Below are 24,603 nucleotides of genomic sequence, written 5' to 3' on the forward strand. Positions count from 1 at the left end.
GTTATTAATCTTGCATTGCTTCGTTTAATTCTAATTGTGCTTTAACAAATTCGTAATTGATTAAGTTTTGTAATTCTTGAGTCATATAATCTGCATATACTATTGAACCAAATTGAGAATCCCATAATAGGTCTCCGATTGATAATGTTGATCCTGGATTTGCATTTGGTCTTGATATAGTTGCATCAATACCTGTGTTATAAGTAAATCTTGCAGTAATAAAACCTGGAACGAATTTATTACCTTCGACTAATACTTCTACATCACCAGCAGCTGCAGCTTCAAATATTTCTTGAACGCCATATACTGGATAATCTTTGAACCATAAATCAATAATACTTTGTACTGTGCTAATAGGAAGGCCTGAAACGCCAAGTGAAACTTCACCATTTTCAGTATCTGGAACTGCGTTTTCAATAATATCAAACATTTCATTTAATCCATCAGTACCAAATGTCATCCATTTAGCAACTTCATAAGCAGCTTCTACATCAGCAGCAGTTTTACTAATACCATAGAAATCTGAAACACCAACAACTTTATTACCAGGAACACCGATAAATTGTACATCAAATCCTGCTGTAACAGCATTATCAGCTCTTGATTGAGCACTCCATGTACCATCCCATTGGAAAGCAAGTGAACCGTTATTAAATGCTACCCAGTGATTTGCACCAAATCTTGCAACTCTATCAGATACAAGTGGACCTTCTCCATCTGGATCAGTGTTATCAAATGATTCAGAGGCCCAACCATTATCCATGATTAATTTAGCTTGAGCTAAAGCATCTTTTACAGGTTGGCTATTGTATAAGAATTCATTACCAGCTAAACCTGCATGACCAATGCCAAGAGGTGATTCTGATTCTGAATCTAGAATTGATGGTAACCAGTTAAATAGATCAGCTGGATGATTTAAACCAGCAGTTGATGTACCATCAAGTTTAGTAGTGTCAGTTGCGTTTTCTACTGCTTCAATCCAATCTGCATATGTATAACCTAATTGTGTGAAATCAGTTAATGTACCTGTATTTTCAATTAGGTCAAGGTTAGCATAATATCCTAAGTAATTTAATGCCGCTGGAACAGCATAAATACTACCGTTATAAGTAATCGCTTCTCTTAATGATACTGGAATATTTTGCCATTCTGGATCGTTTTCAGCTACATCAGTAATTTCACCTGCGTAACCTAAGATAATATGGTTAGGAACGTTACCTGACATAAATACATCTGGGAAAGTACCTGCAGCAGCTTGAGTTGCTAAGAATTCATCATAGTTTCCAGTGTATTCAACGATTTGAATTTCGATAGTTTCACTTTGTTCGTTAAATGCATCAATTCTTCTACGATATAAGTTGTTTTGCTCTTCTGTACCTAAGTTCCAAGAAGCGAAAGTAACAACAGTTTTATCCCCATATTCAACTGTGATTTCTCTAGTTACTGTAGTAACATTACCTGCACTATCTTCTACTGAGTAAGTTAATGTATAAGTTCCAACAACTGCAACATTGACTGTACCTGTTACTGTAATCATAGCAGTAAGATTGCCATCTTCTTCATCTGTAGCACTAACACCATTTAATGGATTGAAAGGTACTTCAAAAGTTACTGTACGATCTGCTACACCTGAGAACACAGGTGCTTCACCAACGGTAACGGAAACAGTTCTTTCTTCTTCAGTTACGTTTTTTGCACTATCCATAACAATATATGTAATCGTATAAGTGCCTTGAGTTTGGTTATCTACTGTCCCTTGAGTTGAAATTTCATCTGTTAAGTCCCCATCCTCAGCATCAGTTGCTGTTACACCATCCATAAGATCATAAGACTCACCAATCTTGATTGTGATTGGGTCTAGACCTTCAATAACAGGAGCTTCATCTACGATTGGTTCTTCTTCATCTTGACATGCAAATAAACCGAATGCTGTAAACAAAACTAAAACTAAAACTAAGATCTTCTTCATTATTTTTCTCCTTATAATTTTTTTTAAGCGAAATGTAATCGCTTTCTTATACTTTGATTTTATCAAATGAAAAACCGACTGTCAACAAAAAAACACGATTATATTAAACGTTTCAGTAAACTGAATAACTTTATATATTATAAATAATATATAAATATATATCATTTTTTTGCATTTTCATGAAAGAATACAATGAATTACATTTCATTTTTCAATATCATAGTGAAACGTTTAATCTATATGACAATATTGCATCAAGACTTCTTTTGATTTCAACAAATGGATCTTCACCATAAAACTCATCTTGTTCAACTATAATGTAGTCAATATTGAAACCTTTCATAGCACTTAGTATGTTTTTATAATTCATATTACCGTCACCAATTGCAGCAAACTGCGCAATCGTTGTCCAATGGTCTAACATTTTTACTTTCATATCTTTGATATGGACAATATCAATTTTATTTTGATAAGTTTCAATGAAATGAATAGGTGGTACACCGGCAAATTGCAGCCAATACAAATCAGGTTCAATAGTAAAGTTAGAACTCATCATGTTTTGGATGATAACTTGCATCGGTAGAAATTGATTTATTTTTGCAAACTCAAAGGCATGATGATGATACACTAATTTGATTCCATGTTCTTTAAGCAAGTTTGCATAGTGGTTTGCCTTAAATATAAATTTTTGATAATCATTTAAATTCTTGCGATCATAGCCTTCTGGCAAAGCACCTATACCTAAATACTTACATCCTAACATTTGATGATAAGCTACAATTTCATCAAATGAACTTTCGAGTTGATTAAAATCGACATGTGTTGCTACAACATCTAGTCCTAGTGCTTTTGTTATTCTGCTAAATATTTCCACTTTTTCTTTTGTAAATTTTCCAATCCCGGATAACTGTACATTTTTATATCCTATATCTTTTACTTTGGTTAATGTTTCTAAGATATCTTCTTCTGTTTTTAGATAATTTCTTAATGAATATAACTGTAATGCAATTTTCATTGTAGCCTCCTATTTTTGAAATTCTTTAGGATGAATCTTTTTGTATAAATCGATGTATTTTGTACGGTTTGTTTTAACTAAATGTGTTTCACAATATCGTTGTAGATTTCCATTCGCATGAAATGGTCCGCCTTCTTTTAAAACTGTCCAAAGCGGATCTACTTTGTCTTCTGATTTCATCATTTGCTCATCAACCCAATCAAATAATATGCTTTCGGCGATTCTCATAATTTCAGGATGTTTCTCAGCAATATTCGTTTGTTCATATGGATCATTTTTTAAATCAAACAACATATGTTTTGGAAAAAAATGGAATCCATCATGATATGTACGAACATAAAGGAAGTTTTGAAATCTAACAGAACGCTGCACAACATGAGACATTTGCGATATAATTAAATGTTCATGATGATTAGGTTTCCCTTCCATGATTGTTTTTGCATAACTCTTTCCATCCCAATATGGTGATTTATGTTTATATCCAATAAGTTCTGCTACAGTTGGTACTAAATCAAGATTATAATGGAACCCTGAAACTCTTGAACCAGACATACCTCCTGGCCACTTAATAATCATCGGAATATGACATGTCATTTGATCAGCAAGACCGTGTTCTGCATAAATACCCATTTCACCTAACGTTTCACCGTGATCAGATGAAATCATAATAACAGTATCTTCGTAAACGCCTTTTTCTTTAAGGATTTTTACGATTTCACCGACTGCATCATCCGCATATTTTATACCTAAATCATATCCTTCATAAAGTTTCTTTACATCTTCTAAACTATCAAGTCTTCCCATTTGTCTAGGGAATTTATCACGATTTTCATAATCTGAGTACATACCAATTTCTTGTGCGCAATGTGGACCTGCCATTTTATAATGTTTTTTAAACACTTCTTCATTTAACCACTCTGGTAGTTGTTCGTCTTCTATTTTACCTTCATAATCCATAGGCACTCTATAAGGTGTATGTGGATCCCAAAAATTAATGTGTAGATACCAATCATTGTCTTTTGCTTTTTCATCTAACCATTTTTTTGCAATGGGTAGGATGTCATGTGCTGACTCGTCACCAAATTTTCCAGTATCATGTATTTCATTAAACCCTGCATAAAAATACCACGCTGAATGCCTAGAAGCGAAGGGTGTTATTCCACAAGTGTAGTAACCATGCGTTCTTAACATCCCAAAAAGACTATCTCTCTCAAATCTGTGTTTAAAATCACGTTTAGGATCAATTTTTAATTGAGAAGCTGTATTTCCGTGATTTGTTACGCCTGTGTGTATACCAAATTGACCAGAAAAAAGTGCTGTACGTGATGGTAAACAAGGTGCATCAGATGTGTAATAGTTTTCAAAAACAATCCCCTCATTTGCGATTTGGTCAATATGTGGTGATGTGTTTTTTTGATATCCATAGCATCCCAAATGATCTGGTCTCATTGTATCGATGTCAATGTATATAATTCTCATTTTTCTCCCTCTTCCTTTATAATTTTTTAAATCCTAGTTTTTTTATAGCTTTTTGAATGAATTCACTTTGGGTTACTAAACTTAATATAGTTTGCTGTTCATAATTATCAAGCATTATAATTGTAGGTCCTTTATCAATACCTATATATGTGTTTGAATACCAAGGTTCTTCTTCAAAGTTAAAGGAATCATACAATCCATATTTACCCCACATATGAGGATCTTTTGCAAAGTGATTTAACGCATCCATTGAAATCTTTGGTGTAAACATAATAGATGACAATGATGCATATGGTGCAACAGTTCCATCAATTTTAGGACGATAGTCTATGTCGTAAAATCCCCAAGGTGGGCCACCAACAACCATATATCCTTTTTTAGAATGCATTGCTGTCAATCCCCAATATCCTTTTTTAAATGTTTCAAACTCATCATGATCTTTACACCATTTGTAGTTTGCTAAAGTCGCATCTATAGAGTTATTAAACCAATTAAAATTTTTAGGATCAACATATTTACTAAAGTCGATAAATGCATGAGAAAATTGATGTATAAATAATGCATTTGTATGACAATAAATATATGGCTTACCTTCATATGAGCCAATATTTCTCTGGAATCCAAAATATAACTTTCTTGCATCAACTTCGTCTGTTTTATCTTGTCCAGCATAAAGGAAATACATCATGAGTTGTTCTGCATAATGATTCCAACTTGCCTTGTTCCAACCATCAATAAATCTTTCTGAAGGTTCATGATAAGACATTCTAAATACTGGATAATCAGGATGAATCAACCATGCCCAATCTGCTTCTTCAAGCATCTTATCTGTAATTTTTTTAACTTCTCCTTTAAAAAACTCTGCTGCACTGATAGCTCCCATCAGCAAAATAGCTGTATCAATAGTCGAGTATTCAGATAAGCGCCCAGTAGCTTTTCCATAATTTTCAGCTGTTCTAATGTTTAAAAAATGTATGTAAAATCCGTTTTTCTTATCTACATTTTCATAAACATGCTTTAATGTTTGATATGTTCTAAGGTATCCTTCTTCAAATGTAATGTATCCTCTTTTTACACCAATAACATAACTACTTAAAGCAAATCCGACTGCTGCAATCGATGCCATATCATCTCTTCTAGTTGAATCTAGAATAAGACCATATCCTTTTGATGTTTCATCTTGATTTGCCTCATGCCAAAAAAAGTCAAAACACCCTTTTATTTCTTTTTCTATAAGTTCTTTAATATTCATTTTGCACTCGCTTTCGTCCATGTAATAGTTTTTTGTTGTTTGTGATTAAATACTATTTTATGCTCTTTTACGTTTATATCCTCATGGTTTTTGATTTGATAATCACCTTCAAATAAAACTTCATCGTGGTCTGAGTTCGGTTTAAACGATATAGTAATTTCATTTGAATTTAGATCGACATGTGTTACCTCACAAGTTGAATACTTGATCATAAAATCTTTAGTAACCTTCCAATCCATAGGTAAAATCAATCCTCTTCTCATGGGAATAGAGAACTCAAAACCATCAAACAAGATTTCTTGATCCACTACAATCTGACTCTGTTTATCAAATTCTTCAAAATTATGAATAAAAACAAATGATCCTAACATACCACTTCTAATATATACATTTAACCACTCAGGCGATGTTTCAATCTTTGATATATTCATATCTTTTAAAATTTCATAAGTGAATTGATCAATATAATCCCAATCGCTTTTAATTGCCATACCAAAAACATAAATCATACCTTTATGAAGTGCTTTTTTAAAACCTGTTATTTTTTGATGATCTAAATCCAATGACGCAAATCCTTCTTTAACATCGTAAACTTGTGCATAATGACAGTTTACAGAATCATGTCCATTTAAATTAACTCGTTTCCCATAAGTTTTATCTAAAATTTCAACGTTGATGAAATCCTTTAACACTGTGCACGGTTTATCGTTTAAATCTTTAGTTGGTATTTCTGGAAACAGAAATAATTTCCCACCATCTTCAACATATTTTTTCAAAGTTTTTTGAGCATCTTCTCTCATCCACTCTAATGAAAATGTAATCAAAGTAGGATGTTGCTTTGGATCTATATGATGACATCCAATCATGTCGATAGAATCAAAAGATATGTTGTTCATAACTAAGCTTTTGCCAATACCATTATATAAATAATTTTGTCTTGCGTTGGTTAAATGATTTGCGATATGGCGGTTATATTGATTTTGATATTCTGTCATATAATAATCAGCATCAAATGCTAATGTTGTATGTGTTTTTAATTTAGCTTTCAATAAAGCCTTCTCATATGATGAAACCACATCAACGATGTGTTTAATCACATGATAGTGTCTACGTAAACTACCATCATAACCGATTGCAGATTGCCAATCATGTCTTCTTGAAATAATACCTATTTCTTGATAGTTTTCTCCACCTACAAACATATAGTAATTAATTGCATTCATACCTGTTGCAATTGTTAATCTAGTTTTCAAATCATGAGTAGTTGGTTGTAATCTAGGAACACCATTTTGAAATCCACCTTGAAATTCAGCACTAAACAAAGGTTGATCTTTTGGTTGGATTGCTCTTGTAAATGCATTAGCAATAACCACATCAAAAAAGTTTTCAGAAACGATGTTTCCTACATAATAATCTCCAGCAATGACAACATCTTTGATTTTACTTGTTTCATATAGTTGGGATAGACCAACAGGATAGCGATTCCCTCGTTTTGAATAATCAATTTGAGAAAAACCATGTACATTCACAACCGGTAATGATTTAGCACCGTATGATTTTGCTATTTCGATAAGTTTTTCTAAATATGTTTTAATATATGTTCTAAAAAAAGTTTTATAAGCTTGATTGATTTCAATAGATGCTTGTTGCCCTGTTTCTTGCTTACAATATGCGCTCATGTAATGATCAAAATCTTTATACGTGTTTAATACATCAGTAAATATTTCTTTTCTATATGTTTCTACTATGTATGCTTTAAAGTAACTGAGTGTAACAGGACTATAATCACCTTGTCCAGTAACCCAATGAAACATACCAACTTCATTATCGTACTGAATCATGATGATTGGGCCACCTTGATTGTACTCATATTGACTAAGCAAACCAAAAACTGCTTTATACCAATAATCAACGTAGCGTAAATATGTTTTGTGCATGTAGCTCACTAATCCTGTAGATTGGTGATATGACCCATCTTCCTTTTGTGCTCTTATGTCTGGATGTTTTTCAATTAACCATTCTGGGATACCTGAGTTTACTGTTTCAGCCATAACATATGGACCTGGTCTAACCAACAACCACAACCCTATATCTTTAACTGCTTCTAAAAAAGCTTTTAAATCTCTTTCTGCACTGGTTTTTCCTTCAAGATCAATTTGGCCTTCTTCTTTTTCATGCCATATCCAAGGAATATATGTACTAACAAGATTAAAGCCCATATCTTTTATTTTTTGTAATCTATCCTTCCACTCACATTTTCTTACGCGAAAATAATGGAATTCTCCACCCCAAATAAATGTTTCTTTTTGATCGACAATAAAATTTTCATTATGATAGCTGAGCATCATGATCGCCTACCTTATTTTGATAATAAACTCTAACTTCGTATGGTTTATACAGTTTTTCATTTTCAGCATAATTAGACAAAATCATACGCCCTTCTACTTCATCATTACTTGATAAATACTGATCAGTGAAATTGGCGATGACATGAATAAGTTCATCTTCTGTGCTTCTAGTGTAATGAAAGAACTGATGATCTGTTGGATTAATCAGTTCATACTTACCTTCATAAATACACTTAATCTCTTTTCTTAATCTAATAAGCTTTTGATAAAAGTGCAAGATTGAATCTTTATCCATCAGATCGTTTTCAACGTTAATTGTATGATAATTCTGATTCACATCAATCCATGGTTTTACATCACTAAAGCCTGCATAAGCTTGCTCGTTCCATTGCATCGGTGTTCTAGAATTATCTCTTCCTTTTTTATCAATCGCTTCCCATATTCTAGATTGATCCCATACAAGTTCTTTTTCTTTAATCATATTTAACGTTTCTATATCTCTAAGTTGTTCTATGCGATTGAAATATGCATTGGTCATACCAATTTCTTCACCCTGATATATATACGGTGTTCCTTGCATAAAGTGAAGGATTGCCCCAAGCATTTTTGCACTTTCAACACGATATTCTTTATCATTGCCCCATCTTGATACAATTCTCGTTTGATCATGATTATTCCAATATAAACTATTCCAACCTTGATGATACAACTTGACTTGCCAATTGGATAATACAGCTTTTAATTCTACCAAATCTAAAGGTTTTAAATGCCATTTATCTTTCCCTTTGATTTGATCTAATCCAATATGTTGAAACTGAAAAACCATATCCAACTCATATGAGTCAATGGATGTATATAATATCGCAATCTCAGGAGTTGCCCCACCAGTTTCACCAACTGTTAACACTTTTCTTCCTTTAAAACATTGTTGATACATTTCTTTTAGATACTGATGCAGATAAGGGCCATTACCAATGATTTGTTGGTCAATATCCTTACCAATAAGATCGATAACATCCATTCTAAATCCATCGACACCCATATCTAACCAAGTATTCATCATTTTATAAATTTCTTGTCTTAATTTGGGATTTTTCCAGTTTAAATCAGGTTGTTTTTTTGAAAACATGTGCAAATAATATGTATCACTGTTTTTGACTTGTTCCCAAGCACTACCACCAAAAAAACTATGTAATGGTTTTTTTATGTTGCGTTCTTTTCTAAAAACGTAGTAATCTCTATATGGACTATCCTCATGTTCTAATGCATTTTTAAACCATTCATGTTCATCAGATGTATGATTAACTACCAAATCCATAATTAAATACATATCTCTTTGATGAATTTTTTCTAGTAGCTCTTTAAAATCATCCATAACTCCAAACATTGGATTAATCTCATGATAATTTGATATATCATATCCATTATCATCCATAGGTGATTGATAAATAGGACTTAACCAAATAATATCAACACCTAAGTTTTTTAAATAATCAAGTTTGCTAATGATACCCTGAATATCCCCAATCCCATCGTGATTACTATCACAAAAACTCATAGGGTATATCTGATATACAACCGACTGTTTGTACCATCTATCCATTTATTTATCCTCTATATAATTCATAATATCCTGCATTATTTCTTCTTTTTTCTGACTCATAGTCATCACATGTTCTACATTTTCATAAGTTTTTATCTTTTTATGAATGCTACTAACGCGATCGTGGATGATTGTAGAACTATTAATGAATCGCTCATGATCGCTAAGACCCTGACAGATAAAAATAGATGAATTAATTTTGTCAAGATTTTCTCTTATTGATCGATAAAAATTATTGATATCTAACTTCATCTTTAATAACTGTTGATATCCCTCTTCATATGATATTTCTGGATGATTTTTAATCTCTATACTTGTATGTTTATATAATTGCTCCTCATTAAATTCTAAAACTGGAGCTGCAATCGTAATCATTTTATATGGATTCATGTCTATGCCTATTTTGAGTGTTAATGCTCCACCTAATGATAAACCAGCTACAATAACTTGATTGTATTGAGTACGCAACTCATTATAAAACGATAAGACATGTGCATACCATTCCTGAATACCTGTACTTAAAAATGTTTCAAAAGATACTTTTCCATGCCCAGGATATAAAGGTACAAAAACTGTATAGTTTTTATCATGTAGCTTATGTGCAAGTTCTTTCATTTCTACGACATTACCGTGAAAACCGTGTAACAATAAAATACCTGGTTTGGTTTGATCTCCGTATAATCTTATTGGTCCCATGCTTTAATCCTCTTTCCAGTAATCTCTATCAATTGATACAGCTTCATTCGATTTAGCAGCATATATTTTTTCTATAATTTCCAAATTGACAATTGTATCAATAGCTTCGACATATGTGTCCATCTTAAATAATAAATAATCATATAAATCATGGATTAGTTTTTCGTGTCCCGCACCAAAGTAAAACTTATTACCAGTTATACTTTGATCCTCTTCAATCAGATTTAGAAAACCTTCGGTAATATCATAAAGTTGATGTCCGATTAACTTAACTCTACCTTTTGCATATAGTACATCAAGTTCAACTGGCATATCTTTTGGATAAGCATTTGTCGCATCTAAAAATCCTATAGTGCCGCTCTTATAATTGATATGAAGATGTGCTGTATCTTCTACTTCGATATCTTTGAGTTTAACTTGATCTATAGACCCAGAAACGTGAGATACTTCACCACCTAAGATATTCATGATATCAAGTGTATGAATAGCTTGGTTGATGAGTACACCTCCGCCTTCTTGCTTGATTGTACCTCTCCATGAATCATTTAGGTAATAGTTCATATCTCTATGCCAATGAACTTTCCCTGTCACAGCAAGCACTTTCCCATATGCATTCGGATTGCTTAAAGCTATCATTTTTTTAGTTGTTTTATTTGTTCTATGTTGCATACATACACTTAAAGTAACTTGATGTTCGTGTGCTAGATGCACAAGATCAATTGCGTCTTGGTACTTAATCGTTAATGGTTTTTCAACAAGCACATGTATATGATTTAAAATAAGTGTCTTAGCAATTTTATAATGTGAATCGTGCGGAGTAAGCACATGAACCACATCTAAATTCATTTGAAGTAACTCATCTAAAGTTTCAACATATGGAATATTGTAGAGTTCAGATTTATTTACTGATCTTTCTATATTTGTGTCATACAATACGACTAAATCCGCATGTTTATAGGTCAAAATATGTTTTATATGTGTATCTGAAATGGCACCACATCCGATGATACCAACCTTAAGCTTACGCATGTTTTTTTTCCTCATTGATTCGTTTTTCAAGTTCTCTTAAAAACTGGTCATGATTAAAATCTTTTAATTGAATAGTTTTATCAGTAAATGCTGATAAATGCATTGCATTAGAAATTGTCAAACCAAAAACACCTTCAACACCCGGAGCGATTAAAGGTTTAATTTCTATGATATGATTTACAAAATTATTTAAAACGATTTGATGTTGAACCCCCCATGCATTTTCTTTAAACTCATCAAACTCAATCATTTCATATGGTGGTTGAGCAAAAAGATTTGAATGCTTTATTTTATCAAACTCAGTTTCTTCTATTTTTAATCTATAAAAAGTCATTTTTCCTTTTTCTATAATAACTTTCCCTTTTGATCCCACAACTTCTAAACGGTTTGTCCCGGGTGCATCTATAGTGCTTGTTATAAAAACCCCAGAACATCCAGAATCATATTCCAAATAAGATGTGACATCATTTTCTACACTAATATTTCTATAAGCACCGAATTTCATGTATGCACGAATCTTATTAGGCATACCGAACATCCACTGCAATAAGTCAAGTTGATGTGGTGCCTGATTTAATAGTACACCTCCACCTTCTTTTTCCCAAGTCGCTCTCCAAGGACTACTTTGATAATAAGCAGTTGATCTATACCAATCAGTCACTATCCAAATGATTCTTTTTATTTGTCCAATTTCATGATTGTCAATCATGGATTTCAATTTTATGTAAAGAGGATTTGTTCGTTGATTATACATGATTGAAAAAGAAAGATTAAATTGTTTCGCAACCTCATTAAGTTCAACTACATTTTTTGTGTACACACCTACAGGTTTTTCAATAAGCAAATGTTTATGATGCAGTAAAACTTCTTTTCCTAAAGTAGGATGATCATAATGAGGTGTCGCAATAATCACCGCATCTATATTTTTATCTTCAATAAATTCTTGAAATGTCTGATAACACTTAACCTCATCAATAGCTTGATATGGCTCGAGTTTTGAAGGATCTATATCCATGACTGCAACCAGTTCGGCTTGCTCAATCTTGTTTTCTAATAAAGATGTTGCATGAAAAGATCCCATATGGCCAACACCAACAATACCTATTTTAATCATAATGAACCTCTTTAAGTGAAACGTTTCATCTTCGTCTGAAAAAAATATAAAACGCTTACAAAATTTATAAGTTCATTATACTTCAAGTGAAGTATTATTTCAACCTATTTATCTAAGTTCAGCATTTTATATAGTGCATCTAATGTTTTAAGAAAGGCCTGATAAGGACTTAAAGTAGATTTGTTTCCCTTATGCTTTTTTTCTAATGCCTTAAGTGAATCAAAATCAACTAAGTGAGGTTCCAAAGTAACATACCCTTTAAATCTATGAAAATCTATTTGAGAAAGTATATCAGAAAGATAGCCTTCTCCTTCTCCAATTAAAACGTTTCTTCCTGTTTCGTCAGCATCTTTAATATGAAATCCATGAATATAGGGCTGTAGTAAACTATATGCTTGTTTGGTATCATCATAAACTTGTACAAAATTTGCAAAATCAAAAATCGCTTTAAACTGTTTATGTTTTATATGTTCATGAATTTGTTTGCAAAAGACAGCTTGATCACCATAAATGTCTTTTTCATTTTCATGAAGTACAATCAAATCATGTCCTTCAACCTTTGCAATCACTTCATTTAAAAAAGTTATGACTTTATGGAAAGTTTGATCATTGTGTTCTTTTACATAAAGACTAAATACTCTTAGGTATTTTGTATCTAAGAGTTTCATAATTTTAATGAGATTATCGATTTTATCGATTTGTTTCTTTTTTGAGATTTCATCGTCAACATGCACTTTACCTATCGGTGATCCAATCTCAGAAACTGAAATATTATATGACTTTAATAATGGATATATTTCTTCTTTAAATTGATCATATGCGTAATCAAAGACACTTACTCCATTGATAGTTCTTAATGCTATATGATTCATATTTATTTTTTTTAGTGCTTTGAGTTGTGTTTCAAAATCACTTGATATTTCATCAGCATAACCAGATATTTTAATATTTGTCATAATTTGACCTCGATTGGATAATGGTCAGATAACATAGACTCCTTATCATAGCGAATGATATGAGAAGATTTTTGTGGTAATGTTTTATCTAGAAAGATATAATCTATCGGTTCTCCTATTTTGTTAACTCTATAATTGTGAAAAGTTAATTGTTCATTTGAAGGTTCACGATAGCTTTGAAAGTAATACTTTTTCATATATTCTATCGTGTTTGATGATGGTGTAGCATTAAAATCCCCTAATATAACAGATTTAAAACCTATTTTTTTCTGAAGTTTATTGATATATGTGTGAAGTTTCTTAACTTGAACATGTGTAGTTAAATCACCAGAGTTATCTAAATGTATGTTAAACACACCCAACTTTCCTTGTGTGTTCGTCTCTATAATTGCATACGTTGCTATTCTTGGATAATAACTCCCATCTACCTTTGATTTTTGATGAGGGGTATCAGTTAACCATACTGTTTTGGTTTCAATAAGTTTTCCAAACCCTTTTTTGATTAGCAAAGGTATAGATTCTCCACCTTCATCTCTAGGTTTTACAAAGAAATCATATGTATGTAGATTCATTTTTAAATATTCAAGCATATTTGGATTGGCTTCTTGAAGTGCTAAAATATCTGGTGATTGTTCATTAATAAAACATATCACCTTATCTCTTCTGTTAGACCACTGATAAATACCATCACCTTTGACATCTACGCGTATATTAAAACTCATTATATGGATCAAGTAATCACTCCTCATATAATATGTAGTGTAGATTTAGGTTGATGCCTTACTACATATCATTATTTATAAGTTTGAAGTCCTAGTGTTATAATTAAATCAAGATGTAACCAGAAGAATCTGCTTCCACTCCTTGCACATCATGGTGCTATTTAAGCGTGCAAACCTGCTTGATTGGCTTATCTGCTAACCGGTTGTTGTTACCCGTTAGATTTCACTCAACTTCTATGTCTAACGGTGGTTTCTTATTGGCGAGGCTGCAGTTGTCTTTCAAGGCTAGGACTTCTCTTATATCTATTTTCCCTTGAAAGAAGGTGTTCTTTTGAATCATACTTTATGTGTTGGTATTGACGTTGCTAAACTGTCCAATCACGTTTATGCACTTAACTTTAATCGTGATAAACTTTTATCTGTCAATATTCCTAATACCCAAGATGGTGCGAACTTAATTGAAACGCATATTTTAAAACTTCTTGATAAACATCATCTCTCTAAAGTCATTGTCATCTTAGAGTCAACTGGTGTTTACTCCGGTCATCTTGCGACCTACTTATCAGCTTCTAAGTTTTTGAGTGTTTTCGATATCAAAGTTTATCTCATCAATCCTAAAATTTCTAAAAATTATAGAAAAAGTTTTGCTGATATGGATAAAACTGATCCTAAAGATGCTTACATCTTAGCTGATATTGCTAGAGTTGGAAGAACCGATGAGTTAACTCCCTTTAAAGGTGGTCAAAGACTTGCTTTAGAAAGACTCACAAGGCATAGACTTCATATTGCTGAAAAACTATCCAATGAGAAGGTTTATGCCCTTAATAACGTGTTTATAAAGTTTTCTAACTTTGAAACTATATTTTCTAATAACTTTGGATCAACTGCTGTTGATCTCTTATTAGATTATAAAACCATTGATGATATTATCGATTCATCTTTAGAAGATTTATCTGACTTTGTTGCTAAATCAAGTAAAAATCGCTTTGATAATTCACTTGATATCGCTGCTAAGATCCAAAAAGCTGCTAGAGATTCTTATCGTCTTGATAAAGTTTCTTATGATCCTATTAATACAGCTCTCGCCTCATCCATAAATGTCATTAAATGTTATGAACATGAAATGAAAGATATTGATAAAGCCATTTTGCGACAAGTCGCTGGGTTTAATCATGATCACTATCAAATCTTAACGTCTATACCTGGTATTGGTAAAGTTTATGCAGCCGGTATCTTAGCTGAGATTGTTGATATTAGTCAGTTTGAATCCAATGATGCACTTGCTAAATATGCAGGTATTACCTGGCGTAAAAATCAATCCGGGAAATTCACCGCTGATGAGACTTACATGACTAAAACTGGAAATAAATATTTGCGCTACTTTTTAATCCAAGCAGCCAACATGGCTAGAATTCATATACCTGAGTATCGTGATTTTTATCATAAGAAATATGATGAAGTCACGACTCATCAACACAAACGTGCACTCGCCTTAACTGCTAGAAAACTTATTCGTCTTATCTATGGTTTGTTGAGTACCAATAGACTTTATAAGTAAAACTTAATTAGATTAATTCTTATAACTTTTACTTTTTTAAGCATGTCTTTAAATGATGCTTTTTATTAAATTTTACTCGCTTTTTTAATTTTTAGTGCTTGACATCTTTACCGGTTGCTTATATTTTATTCTTAATAAAAAATCTTTGTGCCAAATTAAATACATTTTCATAATTTCTATCAAAAAAGTAAGTATAGGCATCACAAAATTGATCCATCCCAATTGGTGTATGGATATCTTTTTGTCTATGTCTCTTACACCCACCTAAACAAAGCGGATAATATTTACAAGAAAGACATTGGTCGGTTTTTTTCATAGATGACTCAATAAATAACTGTGTCTTCTTGTGGTTTATAATGTCTTTGAAACTATGTTCGTTTATGTTGCCGATCAACCATTGATCGAGGACATAATAATCACATGGATACACATTACCATTGCTTTCAATCACTAAATTTAATGTGCATTTTCCTTGTTGTTCACAAGCTTGTGCTTTAAAACCCATTGCCATCATAACAAGATTATCAAAAAAACGAATACTTATTTTTTTACCATGTAAAACATCATCTTGCCATTTCTTATAAACTTCATCTAAAAAAACACCATAAGTTTTAGAGTCAACAGCTAAGAAATGATTGTTTTGATCTTCTCCAAATGGTGCTATCGCTGGTATAAATTGAATATATTTGAAATCACATTTTTTATAATGTTCATATATTTCAGTTCCATAATTCACAGTTTCTTTGTTAACTACTGTCAAAACATTAAACTCAACATCATACTTCTTCAACAATTGAACACCTTTTATAACTTTTTGATATGTACCTTTATGTTGATGATCAAATCTATGTATATCATGTACAGTTTCATACCCGTCAATTGATATACCTACAAGAAAATTGTGTTTTTTAAAAAACATAACGAACTCATCATCCAATAAAGTTCCATTTGTTTGTATTGCATAATTCACTTGTGTATGATGTTGATTAAAAGTAGAAACTAATTCTACAAATTTTTCAAAATAAGCAAGCCCAGCGAGTGTTGGTTCGCCACCTTGAAAAGCGAATATCACTGCCTTTTTAGCTTCAAGAAATGCTTTTTCAATCAAATGCATCATTGTTTCTTCATTCATAATACCAAAAGATTTTGATAATCTGTGATTTGATACATCATGATAAAAACAGTATGTACATCTAAGATTACAAAGGCTAGATGCTGGTTTTATTAACAAACTTATTACGTCCATTTTTCTTTTGAATACCATATTTTATATGCATAAAAATAGTGTCCATACTCCTTTCTTTAGTTTCTCATTGATGCATATGCATACTTATATTAAACCATATTTTTTTAATGTCAACTAAAAATCTTTGTTTTAAATCATAAAATAAAAAAGCTCACCCAAATGGATGAACTATAATTTATTAAAGATATGTTTTACTATTGCTTTAGTGAAACCATCATGTTCATATGTATCAGTCACATCATCAGCAACTTTTTTTAATTCAATATGCCCGTTGCCCATTGCGATACCCATTCCAGCAGTTTGAATCATTTGGATATCATTTTCTTGATCACCAATCGCAAGTACATCTTCTATGTTTACATCAAGTAGTTTTACTAAGTGTTTTATCGTATTTCCTTTGTTCGTGTCCTTATGTCCAATATCCAAGAAGATTGGTCTACTTTGTACTATTGAGATATCTTCTTGATGCTTTAATTCTTTTTTGATTTGCATCAGTTTTTCATGTTTATCGTCGATTGCTAGTATTTTAAAAACACCAATATCAATATAGTCTTTTAACTGTTCTTGATTGACAACATGTGTATCAAAATATCCGATTTGAGCATGAATCTTTTCTTTAGCTTCTAAAGTGGATACAACATACTTTGTTGTATACATCAAAAATGAGACTTGATGAAAAAAACATAAATCCATAATCTGTTCAACAGTCCTTGGATCAAGTACTTCTTTACGAATAATCTCATCTTTCTTGTAATCATAGATAATCGCACCATTTCCACAAATCACAGGCAAATCAACTTCTAGAGTTTCTGCCAATGCTTTGGTTGCTACCATATGTCTACCAGTAGCTATCGTAAACAAATATCCTTGTTCTTTTAGTTTTTTAATTGTATTTAATGTCGCTTTAGATACCTGTTTTTTTTCTACAAGTGTTCCATCCAAATCAGCTATAATTAATCTCATATTATTCTCCTAAAATTCCTATTGATTAAGTCAGTAAAAATAGTGTAATGATATATTGGATTGCCCCAATCATTGCACCTAAAAATAGTCCTACAACTTCTACAAATCGTAATTCTTTATTCATCAATCCAAAAATAATTTTTTCAAATTCTACAAAATCTAACTCATCAATTCTATTTTTAACAATACTATAAATATCTAAATTCTCTAAACTTGTGTCTTTAAACTCATTAAGCATTTGTTCAAAAATAACATCTCCATGCTTATCCAAATATTTACCAACCAAACCTTTTACATCTCCACCCATAAACATAGAGATTGCTGGTGGAATAGCTTTAGCAAGTTGCTCTATAATCACTTGTTTTAGTTTTTCTTTAATCGCTTCTTTTTTCTCATCACCTAATAACTGATCCATCATCACTTCTTTTGAAAGTAATTCTTGTTCAATGATATCAGCTAGAGATTTTGCAATTTGGTCTTTCCTTCTTGGAAACACACCTTGAAATCTTATGCCTAAAATCTTATGAGGATTAATCGGTCTAAAAAGCATTTTAATCGCAATCTTGTTTGTTAACCATCCAATCAAACCACCAATTAAGATAAATAATATTAGTTTTTCTATTTCCATCATACACCTCTTCATTATCATTAATTTTATAGTATGTTTCTCACATATTATAGCATATAATATGGTTTTATTTGATACATGATCAACAAAAAAAAGGTATAGATTTCATATCCATACCTTTTTGAATGCATCTTACATTTATCTTCTACTCATCAATCTTTCTGCAATTTCAACAAGTTCTACAAATTCATCTCTATATCCATACTCATCATCTCCGAGATTTGCGTTTGCTCTTGAAATGATTTGATCAAAATTAGCTTCATATTTATAAGCAGAATCTCTAAGTAATAATCCAAATTCAACAACAGCGCTTGCAAAATTAAATGTTTCACTTGTTTCTAATGAATAATCGCTTTCATATGTTTGATATTCGATTAATTCTGAAATATCACTATTTGGATCTTTGTATCTAATTGCTAAATACATAAGTTCATCTTGATAATTTTCACCTGTATATCTTAACTCTGAGATTTCATCAAATGTTTGCTCATCAATTGTTTCTTCTGAATCAGCTGGTATGATCTCATAAAAAGCAATAACTACATGTCCAGCTCCCATATCTCCAGCATCCTTTTGGTCATCATCAAAGTCCTCATAATTTAAAACCCTATTTTCATAACCAATGAGTCTATAGCCTTTAACATGCACTGGATTAAACTCTATTTGAAGTTTAACATCTTTAGCAACGGTTACCATAGATGCGCCTAATTCATTTAAAAATACTTTTTCTGCTTCTTTATAACTATCAATATAAAAGTACACACCATTTCCGTGATCTGCAAGAGACTCTAAAACATCATCTCTTAAATTACCTGTCCCAAATCCTAAAACACTTAGGAATACACCTGTATCTCTTTTTTCAGATATCAAATCTTCTAATTGATCTACATCAGATATACCTACATTAAAATCACCATCAGTAGCTATTATGATTCTATTATTACCACCTTCAATGAAATTTCTTTCCGCAACCTTATATGCAAGTTCAATACCTTCTCCACCTGCAGTTGATCCACCAGCTTGTAGATCATCAAGTGCATCATAGATTTCTCTTTTATTAGAACTATCCCCACCTTCTAAAACAACACCTGCAGCTCCTGCATAAACAACAATAGAGATTCTGTCTTTAGGTCTAAGGTTATCCACAAGTAATCCAAAAGCTCTTTTTAATAATGGTAGTTTATCATTTGATCCCATCGATCCTGAAACATCAATTAAGAATACTAAATTCATACCATCAGTATCTTCAAACACAACTTCTTCGGCTTTTAATCCAACCATAAGCAGATGATGATCATGATTCCATGGTGCTTGACTATACTCAGTAAAAATATTAATAACTTCATCATTTGATGCTTCTAAATCATAATCGAAATAGTTGATCATCTCTTCAATACGAACTGCATTAGGATCTGGTAGATACCCATCTTCGATCATACGTCTCACATTTGCATAAGATGCAGTATCTACATCTGTTGAAAATGTAGAAACAGGCATATCTTCTGTTCTTATAAATTCATTCTCAACAATCTCAGCATATGTTTCACCCTCTTGATAATACTCAGTTGCGTATGGTTCAGACTCAACATTCATATCATACATACTAGAACAATGCTTTTATGTCAATAAAGTGGACACGATAAGTGAGAATTTCTTACTTTGAGTAATACACTTGATAAGGTGTTCGATAATCAATGGAACTATGGATTCTTTTACGATTATAAAACCCTTCAATATATTCAAAGATGACCATTTTGGCTTCTTCGAATGTTTTTAAAACCATACGACTTAAACGTTCTCTCTTGATGATAGAATGAAATGTTTCGATCGGTGCGTTATCATAAGGCGTACCTTTTCTCGAATATGAGTGAATCATTTCATAATTATCGATGAACTGTTCGACATCATAACTTAAATACTGACTACCTAAATCCGATTGAACAATAATCCCTTTTGTTTGTTTTGTCTTATAAACAGCCTGGCGTAAAGACTCAAGGACGATTTCCTGTTTCATGTGACGTTGATAACTATAGCCAATGATCATCTTTGAATGAAGATCCATGACGGATGCTAGATATGTCCAACCATCATAGACGGTCCAGATATAGGTGATATCCATCACCCATTTCTGATTCGGATAAAGGGTTTTAAAGTCTTGATTCATGATATTTTCTTTATCATCAGGCGCTTTAGAAGTTGACCCAGGTTTATATTTTTTAGTAATGATAGATCTAAGCTCTAATCGCCTCATATAGACGCTGACGCGCTTAAGTGAAGCGTAGTAGCCCTGTTTTATTAGCTCCCTACGAATCTTTGGTGCACCGTAGATGCTATCAAACTCATTATAGATTTCAATAATCTTGGATTCGAGTTCTAATCGTCTGATTTCTCTATCAGACATCTTGTGTTTGAATATCTTATAGACTGTGCTGCGGTTTAGATGAAGCACTTTACACATTATCTTAATTGGATAGATATGCTTGAATAATTTGATAAAGTCGACTTTTTCTTTTAGGGTTTTCGTGCGAATATGGCGGTCGCTTTTTTTAGGATTTCATTTTCCATTTCAAGTTCCCTAATTCTCTTTTCTAATGCTTTTACTTCTTTAGGTGTAACAGTCTTACCATCCTCAGTGATCACAGGTGTAAGTTCTTTTGTCCATTTATAGATTGTCCCGGTGGGTATGCCATACTCACGGGACAACTTAGATACTGATTGCCCGCTTTGAAATAATTCGACGATTTGTTGTTTAAATTCGTTTGAATAACGATTGCCTGTTGAAGACATGAGATCAACTCCTTCCTTATATTCTATCATAAGAAGGATTCTTACTCTTTGTGTCTACTGTTCTATATTAACAGCACAAGCACTTAAAGTAAACAATCCTACAACCATCCATAACACTAACATTTTTCTCATACATTTTCCCTCACTATAGATAACAATGCAATCAGTAATGTTATGATAATAATACTTTTTTTTATTTCCATTTAAGAACCCTCTCCTTCTACTACTTGTTGATTAATAGTGATACTTCCAGATGTATAGTCTCCAACCATTTTTATTCGATATTCACCTATGATTGTGGAGATCTTATTGATACCATTTGTTAAATCGATAATTTGATTATTTGGATCAATTAATACGACTTTAAAACGACCTTGTTTGATTTGAATACTCAAATCTATCTCAATCCGGATCCATCAGCAAATGAATCTAATAAGTACGTCCCACTAAATTTTTCAAACTGTAATTGATCATCACTTCCTGTTTTACTAAAGAAACTAAATGAAGTCCCTTCTGCGATGATATACTGATCATCATCAAATAACTTACCTTTATCATCAATTTTTAAACTAAGTCTTATGACTGCAGATATTGCTAAGATGAAAATAATGGCAACACCCATGATAATTATTACTTTATTTCTCATACTTGTTCCTTTTGTTTTACTTAATTAGTATTTAATTCAGTTTCAATACATTATCTACAATTTGCTTAATAATATCTGCTCTTTTTTCTTTATCAAACAAGTCAGTAAATAAAAACTCATTGTATGTATCACTATTAAGAAAAATCACCTGTAATGGAGTAATTATTTGCAAAGCATATAGTTTTAACTCCGTATCGCTTTTTTTACCTTTAAAAAACTCGTTTAACACTGGTAAAATTAATGAAATTGTATCTGTGCTACCACGTTTCATCTCATTTGATACGCCTATTACAGATAGATGATAAGTACCAAAAACAAAATCTCCAATATCAGTCATGGTCTTTAGTAAACGGTCATAAGCTGACATTCCTGTCAAATCATCTGATGTCATATGTAATTGATTTGTAATATGATCTAAAATATTTCCTGTGGCAATGTAAATTAGGTTTTCTTTTGAACCAAAATGATAGTTAATCAGTGCAAGATTCACTTTTGCTTTTTCTGCAATATCTCTTACTGTAATTTGTTCGGGATCCATATGATTGTTTAACATCTTCATAGTTACTTCTAAAATTTTATCTTTTGCCTTCATAATATCCTCCATTTTTTAAACGTGTTTAACCTTTAAACTTATTATATCATAGTAAACTTATATATGTCAATATTTTTTTAAACGTGTTTAATTATTATTGGACATATACATATCATATGTCTTATTAAATTAAAGATTCTAAAATAAGTACCCTATCAGTAATGGTGCAAAAGTTAACATCAAGTTCGATATATTATGAATGAGTATTGGTATAATTATATTTCTAGATTTGTAAAAAGCGTAGCCCTCAATCATGCCCAATATCAAAGCTGTAAACAACTGATAAGAATCATAAGTCATCGAAAATGGATGAAATCTATAACTGACATGTGCTGCTGAAAAAATCAAAGAAATCAGAATCAATGATCCAAAAACTTTTCTTTTTGAAACCTTTTTACCATATATAAAATAACCATTTAAAAGAAGGGTAAGTCCAAAACCTCTAAATAAAACTTCTTCACCAAGCCCTGGAAAAACACTTTGGAAGATAACAGTATCTCTTAATCGACTCATATCACTGATCTGATAGTTCGTGAGTGTTAACCAAGTTTGAGTATCAAAAAGATAAACTAAAAGATATACAACTGATAACCCAATAGGAAAAAGTAGAACAAAATAAAATACATATTTCAAGTTATCTTTAAGTCCCTTGAATACTTGATAAGGTACGCTTTTAAAACAAACTAACGTCAATATCACACCTGTTACAAACATAATAAGCTGTTGATAAATGCCTGTAAGTAAATATGAATCAAGAACAATCATATCTCTTGTAAAGATCAAGAACAATTCAAACAAAAAATCAAATACAGCAAGTATGAGTATACCAATAATTACAGTTTTTGTTTGAAATTCTTTTTTCAATTCTTTCATTTATAGATTTCCTCGTTTTTTTTATTCTGATTATTTAAACATGTTTAATATATCATAATCAAATGATATCTGTCAATGATATCTGTTTTTTTTACTGTTTTTACAATAAAAATTGTATAAACGTATTCTTCTATGTCTTTAAACTGTTAAAAAAGTCACCTCTACTTCTACTTATAATCTATTGACAAAAACAAAACCTTAACATAAAATACTAGATAAACAAAAAACGCGACATAACGAAAGGACATATTATGCTATATAATCGAAAAGACCTGGTTAAACTTATAAGACCGTGGGTTGAACATCAATCTAAAATCATCGCAGCATGGGAAGGGGGATCAGCAGCAACTAATCGTATGGACGAGTACTCAGATTTAGACTTATCGCTTGTTGTATCTGATGATCAAGTTGAGCATACATTTGATCTTTTTGAAGCATTTTTAAAAGATCACTTTACCATCATTCGCAAATATCGTGTACCAGAACCGACATGGCACGGATTATCACAGTGTTTCTTTCAAATTAGTGATGTTACAGATCATCTATACTTAGATATCGCTGTGATCAAGGAAAGCTTACCAGATAAACTTATGGAAAAAGACCGTCATGGCATCGCAAATGTATGGTTTGATCGAAAGCACATCTATGATGGTTCACCATCAAGCGAAAAAGATATGCGTATTAGAGGAAAAAAACTGTATGAAAGTGTCACTCAAAGTGATTTTTTAATGATTTTAGAGATCAACAAAGGTATTGCAAGGAAACAATTTATAGATGTTTTTCCAACATACTTTACTTTCATATCAAGACATTTAGGTATCATGCTTAATTTAAAGCATCGTCCAGAAAGAGCTGATTTCAATTTAAGATACGGACGTCTAGACTATTCTAAGGAAGATGTCAAACTCATTGAAGATAGTTTTAAAGTATCTGATATAGAATCATTATCAATCCAGTTCTCAAAAATCCAAGCACGTTATCAAGAGCTAAAAACTGAGCTATTTGATCTATGGTCTAAGTAATATTAAATAACAATATATAATAGTATCGATTCCTGCTATCGATACTTTTTTTAATGAAAACGTCTTCATCATATTGTACATTTAAAAGAAAGGTGTATAATATAA

General features: G+C 31.7%; 23 protein-coding genes. 2 read left to right on the forward strand and 21 right to left on the reverse strand.

Features of this window, described 5'->3' with window-relative positions:
• Positions 1-4: 4 nt before the first annotated feature.
• From BK011_09400 to BK011_09450, 11 genes are all read right to left on the reverse strand, one after another.
• A complete protein-coding gene (locus BK011_09400) occupies positions 5-1,969 on the reverse strand; it encodes a hypothetical protein (GenBank protein ID AUD65888.1) in 1,965 nt (654 codons plus the stop codon).
• A gap of 217 nt (positions 1,970-2,186) precedes the next feature.
• The gene (locus BK011_09405; GenBank protein ID AUD65889.1) at positions 2,187-2,984 is read right to left on the reverse strand and encodes a hypothetical protein; all 798 of its coding nucleotides are present in this window, start codon (positions 2,982-2,984) and stop codon (positions 2,187-2,189) included.
• 9 nt (positions 2,985-2,993) lie between these two features.
• Positions 2,994-4,463 carry a sulfatase gene (locus BK011_09410; protein AUD65890.1) on the reverse strand — a complete coding sequence of 490 codons (1,470 nt, stop codon included), beginning with the start codon at positions 4,461-4,463 and terminating at the stop codon, positions 2,994-2,996.
• 16 nt (positions 4,464-4,479) lie between these two features.
• Positions 4,480-5,715 carry a hypothetical protein gene (locus BK011_09415; protein AUD65891.1) on the reverse strand — a complete coding sequence of 412 codons (1,236 nt, stop codon included), beginning with the start codon at positions 5,713-5,715 and terminating at the stop codon, positions 4,480-4,482.
• Positions 5,712-8,063 (reverse strand): hypothetical protein, encoded by a 2,352-nt coding sequence (locus BK011_09420; protein AUD65892.1) that lies wholly within the window; start codon positions 8,061-8,063, stop codon positions 5,712-5,714. The genes BK011_09415 and BK011_09420 overlap by 4 nt, the downstream gene beginning before the upstream one ends.
• Entirely contained in the window at positions 8,044-9,666 is a 1,623-nt protein-coding gene (locus tag BK011_09425) for a glucohydrolase (protein ID AUD65893.1), read from the reverse strand. Before BK011_09425 ends, BK011_09420 begins: the two co-directional genes overlap by 20 nt.
• Positions 9,667-10,362: a hypothetical protein gene (locus BK011_09430; protein AUD65894.1), complete on the reverse strand. Its 696-nt coding sequence runs from the start codon at positions 10,360-10,362 to the stop codon at positions 9,667-9,669.
• A 3-nt stretch (positions 10,363-10,365) separates the two neighbouring features.
• Positions 10,366-11,391, reverse strand: coding sequence for a hypothetical protein (locus BK011_09435; GenBank protein AUD65895.1), 1,026 nt, complete (start codon positions 11,389-11,391; stop codon positions 10,366-10,368).
• Positions 11,384-12,505 carry a hypothetical protein gene (locus tag BK011_09440; GenBank protein ID AUD65896.1) on the reverse strand — a complete coding sequence of 374 codons (1,122 nt, stop codon included), beginning with the start codon at positions 12,503-12,505 and terminating at the stop codon, positions 11,384-11,386. The genes BK011_09435 and BK011_09440 overlap by 8 nt, the downstream gene beginning before the upstream one ends.
• 104 nt (positions 12,506-12,609) lie before the next feature.
• A complete protein-coding gene (locus BK011_09445) occupies positions 12,610-13,461 on the reverse strand; it encodes a hypothetical protein (GenBank protein AUD65897.1) in 852 nt (283 codons plus the stop codon).
• Positions 13,458-14,183: a hypothetical protein gene (locus BK011_09450; GenBank protein AUD65898.1), complete on the reverse strand. Its 726-nt coding sequence runs from the start codon at positions 14,181-14,183 to the stop codon at positions 13,458-13,460. The genes BK011_09445 and BK011_09450 overlap by 4 nt, the downstream gene beginning before the upstream one ends.
• Positions 14,184-14,514: 331 nt before the next feature.
• Between BK011_09450 and BK011_09455 the strand changes: the two genes are divergently transcribed.
• Positions 14,515-15,741, forward strand: a complete 1,227-nt coding sequence (locus tag BK011_09455) for a hypothetical protein (protein AUD65899.1) — start codon at positions 14,515-14,517, stop codon at positions 15,739-15,741.
• A 118-nt stretch (positions 15,742-15,859) separates the two neighbouring features.
• Here the strand turns inward: BK011_09455 and BK011_09460 are convergent, their stop codons facing one another.
• From BK011_09460 to BK011_09505, 10 genes are all read right to left on the reverse strand, one after another.
• Positions 15,860-16,987, reverse strand: coding sequence for an anaerobic sulfatase maturase (locus BK011_09460; protein AUD66187.1), 1,128 nt, complete (start codon positions 16,985-16,987; stop codon positions 15,860-15,862).
• Between the two features lie 168 nt (positions 16,988-17,155).
• Positions 17,156-17,950, reverse strand: a complete 795-nt coding sequence (locus BK011_09465; protein ID AUD65900.1) for a hypothetical protein — start codon at positions 17,948-17,950, stop codon at positions 17,156-17,158.
• A gap of 25 nt (positions 17,951-17,975) precedes the next feature.
• Positions 17,976-18,578 (reverse strand): hypothetical protein, encoded by a 603-nt coding sequence (locus tag BK011_09470; GenBank protein AUD65901.1) that lies wholly within the window; start codon positions 18,576-18,578, stop codon positions 17,976-17,978.
• 138 nt (positions 18,579-18,716) lie between these two features.
• Positions 18,717-20,171, reverse strand: coding sequence for a hypothetical protein (locus BK011_09475; GenBank protein AUD65902.1), 1,455 nt, complete (start codon positions 20,169-20,171; stop codon positions 18,717-18,719).
• 61 nt (positions 20,172-20,232) lie between these two features.
• Positions 20,233-21,036: a hypothetical protein gene (locus BK011_09480; GenBank protein ID AUD65903.1), complete on the reverse strand. Its 804-nt coding sequence runs from the start codon at positions 21,034-21,036 to the stop codon at positions 20,233-20,235.
• Between the two features lie 53 nt (positions 21,037-21,089).
• Complete coding sequence (locus tag BK011_09485; protein AUD65904.1) at positions 21,090-21,365, reverse strand: hypothetical protein; 276 nt, start codon at positions 21,363-21,365, stop codon at positions 21,090-21,092.
• 203 nt (positions 21,366-21,568) lie between these two features.
• On the reverse strand, positions 21,569-21,760 hold the full coding sequence (locus BK011_09490) for a hypothetical protein (protein ID AUD65905.1): 192 nt from the start codon (positions 21,758-21,760) through the stop codon (positions 21,569-21,571).
• A 2-nt stretch (positions 21,761-21,762) separates the two neighbouring features.
• On the reverse strand, positions 21,763-22,011 hold the full coding sequence (locus BK011_09495; GenBank protein ID AUD65906.1) for a hypothetical protein: 249 nt from the start codon (positions 22,009-22,011) through the stop codon (positions 21,763-21,765).
• A gap of 31 nt (positions 22,012-22,042) precedes the next feature.
• Positions 22,043-22,603, reverse strand: coding sequence for a hypothetical protein (locus BK011_09500; GenBank protein AUD65907.1), 561 nt, complete (start codon positions 22,601-22,603; stop codon positions 22,043-22,045).
• 138 nt (positions 22,604-22,741) lie between these two features.
• The gene (locus BK011_09505) at positions 22,742-23,476 is read right to left on the reverse strand and encodes a hypothetical protein (GenBank protein ID AUD65908.1); all 735 of its coding nucleotides are present in this window, start codon (positions 23,474-23,476) and stop codon (positions 22,742-22,744) included.
• A 251-nt stretch (positions 23,477-23,727) separates the two neighbouring features.
• Here BK011_09505 and BK011_09510 point away from each other — a divergent pair, with 251 nt between their 5' ends.
• A complete protein-coding gene (locus tag BK011_09510; protein ID AUD65909.1) occupies positions 23,728-24,498 on the forward strand; it encodes a hypothetical protein in 771 nt (256 codons plus the stop codon).
• The last annotated feature ends 105 nt before the right edge of the window (positions 24,499-24,603 follow it).

This window comes from Tenericutes bacterium MZ-XQ, from assembly GCA_002838205.1.
GTDB lineage: Bacteria > Bacillota_I > Bacilli_A > Acholeplasmatales > Acholeplasmataceae > Mariniplasma.